The sequence below is a fragment of the Helicobacter pylori genome (genome assembly GCF_002832345.1).
In the GTDB taxonomy this organism is placed as follows: domain Bacteria; phylum Campylobacterota; class Campylobacteria; order Campylobacterales; family Helicobacteraceae; genus Helicobacter; species Helicobacter pylori_CP.
The window spans coordinates 1-12499 of record NZ_PHLZ01000024.1 but is presented as its reverse complement, the minus strand read 5'-3'; the positions used below and the strand labels follow the sequence as shown (position 1 = coordinate 12499).

The following is a 12499-nucleotide window of genomic DNA, read 5'->3' as shown; positions in this document are numbered from 1 at the left end:
TAAGAGCTTTTTACCCCCCCATTTCTTTGGGGGGCTTGTTTATTCCACAATAAAGTCTCTGGGATTGAGATCACAGCCTAAGATAAGATCCCTAAGATTACTGCCCACCGTTTGATAACTCGCATTGCTCACAAAGTAGAATCCGTATTTTTCAAAAGGCACAACAAGAGTGCCATCTCTATCCCTTAATTGCGCTTTGGCTTTATCCCAACAAATATATCTTGGAGATTCATCGTCTGTGTAGCTTTCAAAGGCTTCTCTGGCGTTTTCTAGCAAGTAATCTATGACAACGCTAGCCAATTCCTTAGCGTTTCTTGCTGTTTTCCTTTGATGATTGGGGAGCTTAACGCTTTGAAGATTATGATTAGTTAAGTCATCATCAAGGGTTTTGTTAATCTCTCTGGCGCGGTATTCTTTAGGCAAATCTTTAAACAATCCCACTTGACAAAATTGATTCGCTAAATATCCGCTCCTAGCCTTCACTTCTTCTATCCCCCAAGAATGGGTGTTATTGATGAAATAGTCGTTTAAATGCAAGGAGCTGTGTTCTTCCATAAGTGCAATTTTTGCCTCGTAAGGTTTGTTGCCAAGCCTTTGATTTTGCTCTGATAAGGTCAGATTCCCAAAATTATTGAGATAGTCTTGCTCAAAAGTGAAATAATCTCCCACCCTATCGCGCCATTCTTGTGTGGGGGTTTTGGGGTAGAAATGCTCTACTTCTAAATTCTCTTCTTTTGGCGGTTCGGCGTTGCTTAACTTTTCAATCTCAAGCAAAATGAATTTGCACACTTGATTTGCTGCATAAGCGTTACACACAGCAAACGCCGCCTTAATTTTATCGTCATTAGGGAACGCCGTTCGTCCAACGCTCTTGCCCAAATACCGCTTCAATGCATCGGCTGAAACATCTTCCCCTAGCTGTCTGTATAAAGAATAAAGAAGTTCAGCAAGTGCAGGGGCAGGATCCCCGCACACGCTCCGGCGCACGAAGTAGCTGATAAGGATTTGCAAGATTTCATGGAAGTTTTCATAATCCAATTTGCCTTCTTCAAAGTCTCTGGCGCAACGCAAAACAAAGGGCTTTGCCACGCCAAATTTGATTTTCACAAGATCTTTAATGCGCAGGCGTAAATTCGCTAACTGTTGCGGGTCTCCACGATGTAAAAAATAATGATCTCTGTCTAAAAAGATTTGATAGATTCTGCCATATTCACGCATATCGCTCATAAGACCTTGTATATCATCAGAGAAATTGTCTCTGTGGTGGGCTTTGAGCGCGTAATACACTTCACGCTCTTCTTTTTTTAATTTATCTTCAAGGTAGATTCTCAAATAGGTTTTGATAAAATCATTCAAATCCCTTTCACCAAGCCAATCTTCTAAAGGAACCCAATAAGTATTATAAAGACGATTCTGGTTGTCAGAATTTTCCCCCATCATCAGATAGTTGCGGATGAGATCCAGCCCTTTTAATTGCACGCCTGTAGCGTTAATGCTTTCAAACACCACTTGCGGATCGTCTCCACCTAACTCTAATCCTATGGCTACGATTTTAAGCCGCAAAAACGCGCCATAAATCTCTTCTATGCGAACCCCTTTGCTGATATAATTGTCAAGCTCTTTGGTGAAAAATTTATAATTATTCCTGATGTGTGATACGCCTTGTATTTCATGCGATCGATTTTGCATGACCAGATCAAAGGCTTCTTTGTCGCTTTTAATGGGCTTTAGGCGTAGCCTTTGTCCCGAAAAATTGAGTAGCCCGTCAATCTCTTTTTTTACCTCTTCATTTGGTATCTTGGTCTCTATGGCTTTAAGCAAAAGCATGATAGTGGTAATCCTTTGCTGCCCGTCAATGATGACAAATTCTTGCAGTTGTCTTAAGCTCTTTTCATCATCAATATGATGCAAAATATAAGTGATAGAACCCATGAAATGCGTTTTCTTATTTTGAGAGATACTGATAATATCTCGCAGTAATTTTTCACAATTTTCTTCTTCCCAAGTGTAGTTCCTCTGGTATACAGGGATAGAAAATATCGTGCCTGTTAAGGCAAAAAAGTCGTTAATGGTGCTTTCTTTGACTCTCATAGCTCTTCCTTTTAAATAAGATTAAAATCACACCGAGCATTAAATCAAAAAAAAAAGAGCTTAAATTTTTGAAAAAACCGCAATTTGTGGCTAAATTTATCCAAAAAAGACAAAAGAGCTTGCATAAAGCAAGTGGTAATCTCTTAAAAATGCGATCTTTAGGGGGGTTTAGTTAATGGGAGCGAGAATGATTTTAATATCACCCTATCCTCTTGAGAAATGGCTATGACTAGGGTATCTCATAAGAATTATATGGCATGAACAAGCGCCCGTAATTAGGATTCACGCGCAATAAATGCTCTTTGAAGTTCCCGTAATTACGGCAGCTTGACTCAAAACCATTATCGCACGCATACGAGAATAAATCCAAAGCCATTTGATCGTCTTGAGGCACGCCTAAACCCTTTTGATACAGCACGCCTAAATTGTTGCAGCTTCCCAAAATCCCCCCATCGCACGCCATTTGAAAATATTTCGCCGCGTAGTGGTTATTCAAAGGAGCCCCTAAATCCCCATTCGCATAAATCCAGCCTAAATTCGCGCACCCCATCATATCCCCAGCGTTACAAGCCAAATAATTCAAATCCACTTGACTGAGTTGTGCTTTATCAATGCCATAAATATTCTTCACATTAGACATCAAGCCCAGATTATAACACCCCATATCATTCCCATTATCGCATGAAAATTTATAATAACTTATCGCTTTGTAATAATCTTTTTGGACCCCACTCCCGTTAGCAAACATCCACCCCAAATTATTGCATGCGATCATATCCCCCCCTTGACAAGCCACCGCATACAATTGCAAAGCGTTTTCTTTATCGTTCGTATCCGCATTTTTCTTGTTTTCATACATTTGAGCCAGATTCGCGCAAGCGGTCGCATCGCCCCCACTGCAACCCATTTCATAATAGCGAGCGGCTTTTAATCTGTTCGTTTGGATCCCTACCCCATTAGCATACATCGACCCCACTGCAAAACACCCGGCCGCATTACCATTATCGCACGATTGGGAAAAAAGCTTGAAAGCCCCTTGATAATCGCCCTTTTTAGCCAGTTCAATACCGGCAGAAAGCTCGGTTTGAGCGTTTTCAGGCGAACCTAATTTGTCTAATAAATTAGAGTTATCGTTTTTAGGGGTGATCTGGGTGTTAGGGTTTGGCGTGCCCTTAGCGTTAGCGGGGTTTAATTCGGGGGGCGTGTTTTTTGGGGCTTGATTGTTTTCTTCAGCACCGCTAAGCTGTAAGACTAAAAAAACAAGCAATAACAAACTTTTTTTGAGCATTCTTTAATCCTTAATGTAGGTTTTGATTCAACTCAATTTTTTTCACGCTCCTAAAAGCGATCAGCTTACCATTTTGGCTATTGGAACGAAAATGCACGCCATTTTTTCCGGAAAGCTCTTTGCCTTTGTAAAGATTATTGGCATGTTTTTCTAAAGCGCTATTCACTTCTAAAAGCTTTTTAAACTCATTTTCTTCAATTTCTATCACGCTCCCAGCTAGTATCGCAACGCCTGCATCCACGATACAGCCATCGCCTAAACTAATGCCGGTAACGCTATTAGCCCCTAGCAAACAATTTTTCCCGATGCTAATGGGGTTGTTATTCCCTCCGCTTAAAACGCCTAAAACGCTCGCTCCCCCACCAATATCAGTGCCTGCTCCAACCACCACTGATGAAGAAATGCGCCCCTCATTCATGCACACTCCCATAGCCCCTGCGTTAAAATTCACATAACTAGCCCCGGGCATTTGGGTGTAACCTCCGGTCCCTAAATACGCCCCAAAGCGCGTTTTTGAGCTATCCAGTAAGCGGATATTGTCAAACTCAGGGATTAATTGCATCAAATAGCGCGGGAATTTATCTATAAAATCAATGCTAGGGAAATGGCCTCGCATTTTTAAAGCCACTTCGTTCATTCTGAGCCATTCTAATTCATAAGGCTTGTTGCCGCTCCAAGCCGCATTAGAAAGCTGGTTAAAAATACTCTCTAAATTCAAACTCCTTAAAGGGGCTTTCCCTAAAGAGAGCGCTAAAAGTTTCATATACGCGCTCTCCACGCTCTCGCAAGGCTTATCTTCAAACAAGATCACCAAGCGATAAAGAGACTCCCCATCGCTATTTTTCAAACGATTTTCTTCTAAAGCCTTTAAAAGCTCTAAAACCACTTGGATGTTTTTATGAGCCATTTTATTGGAATAGGCTTCATTCAAAAAGGGCGTATAAAAATCCAGCGCTTTTAACACAAAACTTTCATCAATCTCAATGACGCGCTCGCTCGCGCTTTCTTTGATGACCCTCTCTTGAGAAAATGCGTTGCAAAACACCGCATAAGAGCCTAAATTTTCATCTTTCCAGTTCAAAACGGGGTAAGTGGCGCATAAAATCTTTTTGGAAATAGGGGCAATATCCACTCTGGCAATGCCAAAACCTAAAGGCTCTTTATAGTGGTTAGATTGCTGGTAGTTGCTCACAAAATTTTTAAACTTATTGATCATGCCTAATCCTTTAAACTCTTTTCTCTTTCTTTAGCTAAATTTTCCACTTCTATGACAAAGGTTTCAAACAAATCCTTTTCAGCCAGTTTGTGAATGACCTTACCCTCTTTAATGATCAAACCGCTGCGATTCCCAAAAGCGATCGCCATGTCTGCATGCTTGGCTTCACCTAAAGCGTTCACCACGCAACCCATCACGCTAATGTCTAAAGGGGTTTTAATGTGGCTCAGGCGTTTTTCTACCTTGCTCGCCATATCCACTAAATTGGCTTCAATACGCCCGCAAGTGGGACAAGAAATCCAATTGATCCCCTCTTTCAAACGCCCGCTATGGCGTAAAATCGCTCGAGCCACTTTGATTTCATTTTCTAACTCCCCTGTGATGGATACGCGCATCGTATCCCCAATGCCTTCCATTAAAAGCCCCCCTAAAGCCATGGCGGATTTGATGCTAGAACTGAAAAGATTGCCCGCTTCAGTAACCCCCAAATGGAAAGGATAGATCACAAGAGGGCGTAGCATCCTGTAAGCTTCTATGGTGCGCATCACATCGCTCGCTTTTAAAGAAATCTTAAAATTGGTAAAATCCAAATCTTCTAAAAGTTTGGCGTTATACAAAGCGCTTTCTACCATGCCTTTTGGGGTGGGCCCGTATTTTTGATCAAACTGCTTTTCTAAACTCCCGGCATTCACGCCAATTCTTATAGGAATATTTTTTTCTTTACAAGCATCAACCACCGCTTTGATTTTGTCTTTAGAGCCGATGTTTCCGGGGTTAATCCTGATCGCATCAACGCTTTGAGCGGCAATGAGAGCGAATTTATAATGGAAATGGATATCAGCGATTAAAGGCAAAGGGGACACTTTTTTCAATTCTTTTAAGGCTAGGGCGTCCTTTTCATTACTCACCGCCACCCTCACTAAATCAGCCCCGGCGAGTTTGAGTCTGTCAATTTGATTTTTAGTGCTTTCAATATCAGCGGTTTTACTAAAGGTCATGCTTTGCGTGCTTATGGGAGCATCACCACCTATGGCCACGCCACCGATAAAAATTTGCTTGGTCTTAACTCTATTTTCCAGCATTAAACCTCTTCATCAGTTAAATTCTTATGCGCTATTATACTCTTTTATGCCCTTTCTTTTATGCTCTCTTTCGCTCTTTTTTAACGCTTTCAATGATAAACGCTTAAATTTTAGGTAAGATTAACCATTCCATTTTAAGATTAAAGTAGCCCTATGACCTTTGAGCCTTATCCTTTTGAACGATTAAGAGCCTTGTTTAAAGAAATCACCCCTAAAAAAAAGGGGCTAGATTTAGGCATCGGCGAGCCGCGATTTGAAACGCCCAAATTCATTCAAGACGCCCTCAAAAACCACACCCATTCGCTCAATATCTACCCTAAAAGTGCGTTTGAAGAGAGTTTAAGAGAGGCTCAAAGGGGTTTTTTTAAACGCCGTTTCAAGATAGAATTGAAAGAAAACGAACTCATCTCCACGCTAGGATCTAGGGAAGTGTTATTCAATTTCCCTAGTTTTGTTTTATTTGACTATCCAAACCCCACTATCGCCTACCCTAACCCCTTTTATCAAATCTATGAAGGATCAGCCCAATTCGCTAGAGCCAAAAGCCTTTTAATGCCTTTAGTTAAAGAAAATGATTTCACTCCAAGCTTGAATGAAAAAGAGTTGCAAGAAGTGGATTTAGTGATCTTAAATTCCCCTAACAACCCCACCGGAAGAACCCTTTCTTTAGAAGAATTGATCGCTTGGGTCAAACTCGCTTTAAAACATGATTTTATTTTAATCAATGATGAATGTTATAGTGAAATTTATGAAAATACGCCTCCCCCTTCGCTTTTAGAAGCTTGCATGCTGGCTGGTAATGAAGCGTTTAAAAATGTTTTAGTGATCCACTCGCTCTCCAAACGATCTAGCGCTCCAGGGCTAAGGAGTGGTTTTATCGCTGGGGATAGTCGCATTCTAGAAAAATACAAAGCGTTTCGCGCTTATTTAGGCTATACGAGCGCTAATGCGATCCAAAAGGCTAGTGAAGTGGCTTGGCTAGATGATAGGCATGCAGAATTTTTCCGCAATATTTATGCGAATAATTTAAAACTGGCGCGAAAAACCTTTAAAGACACGCTCATTTATCCTTATAGTTTTTATGTGTATCTGCCCGTTCAAAACGGCGAAAATTTTGCCAAAAGACTTTATCAAAACGAAGGCATTACCACCTTACCGGCTTTGTATTTAGGGCGTAATCGTATCGGCGCTGATTATGTGCGTTTAGCCCTTGTCTATGACACCCCCCTTTTAGAAAAGCCTTTAGAAATCATAGAAACTTACCGAGAAAATCATGCTTGAAACCCCAAAAGTTTTACTCAAAAACCTGCAAGATTGCAAGATCCATTTTATCGGTATAGGGGGGATTGGCATTTCAGGCTTAGCCAAATACCTTAAAGCGCAAGGGGCTAAGATCAGCGGATCTGATATTGCCATAAGCCCTAGCGTTAAGTATTTGAAAGCTTTAGGCGTAGAAATTAATATCCCGCACGATCCAAAGGCGATTAAAGATCAAGATGTCATCATCCATTCAGCCATTATCAAAGAAGACAATACCGAAATACAAAGGGCTAAGGAATTAGAAATCCCTATTTTGTCTCGTAAAGACGCTTTATATTCTATCCTTAAAGACAAACGCGTTTTTAGCGTGTGTGGGGCTCATGGAAAGAGCAGTATCACGGCCATGTTGAGTGCGATTTGCCCTGCTTTTGGAGCGATTATTGGGGCACATTCTAAAGAGTTTGATTCCAATGTGCGAGAGAGTGCGGATATGAGCTTGGTTTTTGAAGCCGATGAGAGCGATTCAAGTTTTTTATTTTCTAACCCTTTTTGTGCGATTGTGCCTAACACAGAGCCAGAACATTTGGAGCATTACAATCACGATTTAGAGCGCTTTTTCTTCGCTTATGAATATTTTTTAGACCATGCTCAAAAAAGAGTGATCTATAAAGAAGATCCTTTTTTAAAAAACTATTCTAAAGACGCCATTGTTTTAGAAAAAAAAGACATTCGCAACATTCAATACATTTTAAAAGACGGCGAGCCTTACACTTCATTTGAATTGAAAGATTTGGGGGCTTTTTTGGTGTGGGGGTTAGGCGAACACAACGCCACGAATGCGAGTTTGGCCATTTTAAGCGCTTTAGATGAATTGGATTTAGAAGAAATTAGAAATAATTTATTGAATTTCAAAGGCATTAAAAAACGCTTTGATATTTTGCAAAAAAACGTGCTCATCCTCATTGATGATTACGCCCACCACCCTACTGAAATTAACGCCACTTTAAAAAGCGCTAGGATTTATGCTAACTTATTGAACACGCAAGAAAAAATTATTGTGATCTGGCAAGCGCACAAATATTCTCGTTTAATGGATAATTTAGAAGAGTTTAAAAAATGTTTTTTAGAGCATTGCGACAGATTGATCATTTTACCCGTTTATAGTGCGAGTGAAGTCAAAAGAGACATTGATTTGAAAGCCCATTTTAAACATTATAACCCCACCTTTATAGACAGAGTGCGTAAAAAAGGGGATTTTTTAGAGCTGTTAGTCAATGATAATGTGGTAGAAACGATTGAAAAAGGCTTTGTGATAGGCTTTGGAGCGGGGGATATTACCTATCAATTAAGAGGCGAAATGTAATGGGTGCAGCAGTTGTTTTATTTTTAACGCTGATTTTATTATTTTTAGTTTTAAGGGATTTTGGTTTAGTAAGCCCCAAACAAAAACTTGTAGCTTTTTTAATCGTAGGGATTATAGGGGCAAGCATCAGCGTTTATACTTATAAACAAAACCAACAAAACCAACAAGAAATCGCTTTGCAAAGAGCGTTTTTAAGGGGGGAAACCTTGTTGTGTAAAGGCATTAAAGTCAATAACCAAACCTTTAATTTAGTGAGCGGGACTTTGAGCTTTTTAGGCAAAAAACAAACCCCTATGAAAGACGTTCTTGTGGATTTGGATTCTTGTCAAACGCTTCAAAAAGATCCCTTAATCCAACCCCAATGAATACCCAATGAATAATGAATAATAATAATACCCCACCCAAACCCCTAGAAGAAAGCCTGGATTTAAAAGAGTTTATCGCTCTTTTTAAAACCTTTTTTGCCAAAGAAAGAGATACTATCGCTTTAGAAAACGATCTCAAGCAAACTTTCACTTATTTAAACGAAGTGGATGCGATCGGTTTGATCGCCCCTAAAAGCGTGAAAGAAAGCGATCTTATTGTTATTAAACTCACCAAATTAGGGACGCTCCATTTAGATGAAATTTTTGAGATTGTCAAACGATTGCGCTACATTGTCATTTTACAAAACGCTTTTAAAACTTTCACGCATTTAAAATTTCATGAACGCCTTAACGCTATTGTTTTACCCCCTTTTTTTAACGATCTGATCGCTTTATTGGATGATGAAGGAAAGATCAAACAAGGGGCGAACGCTACCCTAGACGCTTTGAATGAAAGCTTGAACCGCCTTAAAAAAGAGAGCGCTAAAATCATTCACCATTACACCCGCTCTAAAGAGCTTGTCCCTTATTTAGTGGATACGCAAAGCCACCTTAAGCATGGTTATGAATGCCTTTTATTAAAGAGCGGGTTTTCTAGCACGATTAAAGGCGTTGTGCTAGAAAGGAGTGCTAATGGCTATTTCTATCTCTTGCCTGAAAGCGCGCAAAAAATCGCGCAAAAAATCGCGCAAATTGATAATGAAATAGATTGCTGTATCGTTGAAATGTGTCAAACTCTAAGCCGTAGCTTGCAAAAACACCTTTTATTTTTAAAATTCCTTTTCAAAGAATTTGATTTTTTAGATAGCTTGCAAGCCAGACTCAATTTTGCTAAAGCTTATAATTTAGAATTTGTCATGCCAAGCTTTACGCAAAAAAAAATGGTTTTAGAAAACTTTTCGCACCCCATTTTAAAAGAGCCAAAGCCCTTAAATTTGAAGTTTGAAAAATCCATGCTCGCTGTTACCGGCGTGAATGCGGGTGGGAAAACCATGCTCTTAAAATCGCTTTTAAGCGCGGCGTTTTTGAGCAAGCATCTCATTCCTATGAAAATCAACGCTCATCATTCCATTATCCCCTATTTTAAAGAAATCCACGCCATTATCAACGACCCCCAAAACAGCGCGAACAATATCTCTACTTTCGCCGGCAGAATGAAGCAATTTAGCGCTCTTTTATCCAAAGAAAACATGCTTTTAGGCGTTGATGAAATTGAGCTAGGGACTGACGCTGATGAAGCGAGCAGCTTGTATAAAACCCTGTTGGAAAAATTGCTCAAACAAAACAACCAGATCGTTATCACCACGCACCACAAACGCCTGAGCGTGTTGATGGCAGAAAACAAGGAAGTGGAATTACTGGCCGCTCTTTATGACGAAGAAAAAGAACGGCCCACTTACACTTTTTTAAAAGGGGTTATTGGCAAAAGCTATGCGTTTGAAACCGCTTTACGCTATGGCGTGCCGCATTTTTTGATTGAAAAAGCGAAAGCCTTCTATGGCGAAGATAAGGAAAAATTGAATGTTTTGATTGAAAATTCCAGCGCGTTAGAAAGGGAATTGAAGCAAAAAAATGAACGTTTAGAGGACGCTTTAAAAGAACAAGAAGATTTAAAAAACGCATGGCTTTTAGAAATGGAAAAACAAAAAGAAATCTTTCACCATAAAAAATTGGAATTGGAAAAATCCTACCAACAAGCCCTAAATATCTTAAAAAGCGAAGTCGCTTCAAAAGATACCAGCTCCATGCATAAAGAAATCCATAAAGCGAGCGAAATTTTAAACAAACATAAAACAAACCAAGAGATCCCACAAACAATAACGAGCTTTCAAGCTAACGAAAAAGCGCGCTACAAGAATGAAAGCGTGCTGATTGTGCAAATTTTAGACAAGGGCTATTATTGGATAGAAACCGAGCTTGGCATGCGCTTGAAAGCGCATGGGAGTTTGTTGAAAAAAATCCAAAAACCCCCTAAAAACAAATTCAAACCCCCTAAAACAACCATTCCTAAACCCAAAGAAGCGAGCTTGCGCCTTGATTTAAGGGGGCAACGCAGCCAAGAAGCCCTGGATTTACTAGACGCTTTTTTAAACGACGCGCTTTTGGGGGGTTTTGAAGAAGTGCTTATTTGCCATGGAAAAGGGAGCGGGATTTTAGAAAAGTTTGTGAAAGAATTTTTAAAAAACCACCCCAAAGTGGTAAGCTTTAGCGACGCTCCCATTAACTTAGGCGGTAGTGGGGTTAAAATCGTTAAATTGTAGTTTTTGGCGCTTTTTATGGGGGATTAATATAAAAATCCGCTTTAAATACAAAGCCATTTCACACCAACACCCAATGAGAACAAAGCCTTTTTAAAAGAGCGTTAAAAAGGGGTTTTAAGCTTAATTGAGCCAAAACCCTTAAAGATCTTTAGCCTTGATAGGCTTTTATCGCTTTCTCTAAAACCTTAATCGCGCTCTCTTTGTTTTCAAACCCCTTGACTTTCACCCATTTATTAGGCTCTAAATCCTTGTAAGTTTCAAAAAAATGCTTGATTTTATCTAAAGTGTGTTTGGATAAATCATCAATATCTTTGACATAGGAATGCGTGGGATCGATCTTATCTATGGGTAGAGCGAGTAATTTTTCATCCATTCCGCTTTCATCTTCCATGTTCAAAACCCCAACCAAGCGCGCTTTCACCACGCTCCCGGCTTGAAAAGCCACATCGCTTAAAACAAGCGCATCTACAGGGTCGCCATCAGATCCTAAAGTGTTAGGCACAAAGCCATAATTTGCAGGGTAATTTTGCGCCCCATAAAGCACCCTATCCACCATTAAAGCCCCGCTTTCTTTATCCAATTCGTATTTGATATTAGAATGCTTGGATATTTCAATTACCACGCACAAAGCGTCAGCGTCATGGCTAATTTCTAGTTTTTCTAAATTCATTGCAATCTCCTTTGAATAATAAAAAAGACTTATTCTAACATAAAGCCCGCTCTTTTTAAACTTCTTTAGGGGTTTTTAAAGGAGCGTATCGTCTGCTGTATTTGTGAAAGGCTTTTAAGCACTTTCTAGTGTTTAATTGATCATAAAGAAGATTATCCAAGTAAGACTTTTTAGGAGGCTTTAATGAAATGTCAGGCTTTTTTGCATTTTGAATGGTGCTATTGAAAGCATGTTTGTTTAAAGAAATAGGGCAAGGCAAATAGGTAAAATTAGCCACATCATGGTAAGTGGGGTTGTTTATGAACATATCCACCGGCTCTATGATTTTAAAACGCTCCGTGGCTTCTATAAAGGTTTTAGCACCCTTAGGCGTGAGGTAATAGCCTGCCGTAGAAGCCACATACACGCTGGTGAGGTAAAAATGCTCTAAAAAAAAGGCTTCTTTTTCGCTATCAGCACGCCTTTCCCAAAAGGTCTCTTTGATGTTTGCCTCTTTTGCCAATAAGGATTCGTATTTTTTGGTGAGTTCATCGTATTTTCCTGTGAGTTCATCGTATTTTCCTGTGAGTTCATCGTATTTTCCTGTGAGTTCATCGTATTTTCCTGTGAGTTCATCGTATTTTCCTGTGAGTTTCTTATACACTTCCGTCCGAGCTAAAATACTTCCAATGAAGTGGTTGAGTTTTCTTTTAATTTTTTTAAAAACCACTTGATTAAAAGAGATTTTTTTGGGTGCTATTTTGCAAGACTCAGATGGTTCTTTGGGGTCTTGTTGCGTTTCATTAATCAAATCTTGTTGCGCATCTTGTGTGGGATTGGGGGCCCCCCCCCCAATCCCACACAAGATGCGCAACAAGATTTGATTAATGAAACGCAACAAGACCCCAAAGAACCATCTGAGTC

At 39.8% G+C, this 12499-nt stretch carries 10 protein-coding genes; 4 read left to right on the top strand and 6 right to left on the bottom strand.

Annotated elements, in window-relative coordinates:
• Positions 1-39: 39 nt before the first annotated feature.
• The 4 genes from CXY28_RS06935 to ispG form a co-directional block, all read right to left on the bottom strand.
• Positions 40-2091 carry a DUF262 domain-containing protein gene (locus tag CXY28_RS06935; protein WP_100980167.1) on the bottom strand — a complete coding sequence of 684 codons (2052 nt, stop codon included), beginning with the start codon at positions 2089-2091 and terminating at the stop codon, positions 40-42.
• A gap of 229 nt (positions 2092-2320) precedes the next feature.
• On the bottom strand, positions 2321-3379 hold the full coding sequence (locus CXY28_RS06930; RefSeq protein ID WP_100980166.1) for a tetratricopeptide repeat protein: 1059 nt from the start codon (positions 3377-3379) through the stop codon (positions 2321-2323).
• Positions 3380-3389: 10 nt separating this feature from the next.
• Positions 3390-4595, bottom strand: coding sequence for a 2,3,4,5-tetrahydropyridine-2,6-carboxylate N-succinyltransferase (locus tag CXY28_RS06925; protein WP_100980165.1), 1206 nt, complete (start codon positions 4593-4595; stop codon positions 3390-3392).
• Between the two features lie 2 nt (positions 4596-4597).
• Positions 4598-5677 carry a flavodoxin-dependent (E)-4-hydroxy-3-methylbut-2-enyl-diphosphate synthase gene (gene ispG / locus CXY28_RS06920; RefSeq protein WP_000892473.1) on the bottom strand — a complete coding sequence of 360 codons (1080 nt, stop codon included), beginning with the start codon at positions 5675-5677 and terminating at the stop codon, positions 4598-4600.
• Positions 5678-5830: 153 nt separating this feature from the next.
• Between ispG and CXY28_RS06915 the strand changes: the two genes are divergently transcribed.
• Genes CXY28_RS06915 through CXY28_RS06900 form a run of 4 tightly spaced genes read left to right on the top strand, consistent with a single transcriptional unit; the run spans position 5831 to position 10926 of the window.
• The gene (locus CXY28_RS06915; RefSeq protein ID WP_100977566.1) at positions 5831-6958 is read left to right on the top strand and encodes a succinyldiaminopimelate transaminase; all 1128 of its coding nucleotides are present in this window, start codon (positions 5831-5833) and stop codon (positions 6956-6958) included.
• Positions 6951-8300, top strand: coding sequence for a UDP-N-acetylmuramate--L-alanine ligase (gene murC, locus CXY28_RS06910; RefSeq protein WP_100980164.1), 1350 nt, complete (start codon positions 6951-6953; stop codon positions 8298-8300). The genes CXY28_RS06915 and murC overlap by 8 nt, the downstream gene beginning before the upstream one ends.
• Positions 8300-8665, top strand: coding sequence for a hypothetical protein (locus CXY28_RS06905; protein ID WP_078249071.1), 366 nt, complete (start codon positions 8300-8302; stop codon positions 8663-8665). The genes murC and CXY28_RS06905 overlap by 1 nt, the downstream gene beginning before the upstream one ends.
• A gap of 14 nt (positions 8666-8679) precedes the next feature.
• Positions 8680-10926: an endonuclease MutS2 gene (locus CXY28_RS06900; RefSeq protein ID WP_100980163.1), complete on the top strand. Its 2247-nt coding sequence runs from the start codon at positions 8680-8682 to the stop codon at positions 10924-10926.
• Positions 10927-11074: 148 nt separating this feature from the next.
• Here the strand turns inward: CXY28_RS06900 and ppa are convergent, their stop codons facing one another.
• Both ppa and CXY28_RS06890 read right to left on the bottom strand, forming a co-directional pair.
• Positions 11075-11596 (bottom strand): inorganic diphosphatase, encoded by a 522-nt coding sequence (ppa, locus tag CXY28_RS06895; protein ID WP_001047358.1) that lies wholly within the window; start codon positions 11594-11596, stop codon positions 11075-11077.
• Positions 11597-11651: 55 nt separating this feature from the next.
• On the bottom strand, positions 11652-12499 hold an 848-nt coding region (locus CXY28_RS06890), incomplete at its 5' end, for a glycosyltransferase family 25 protein (RefSeq protein WP_232779993.1).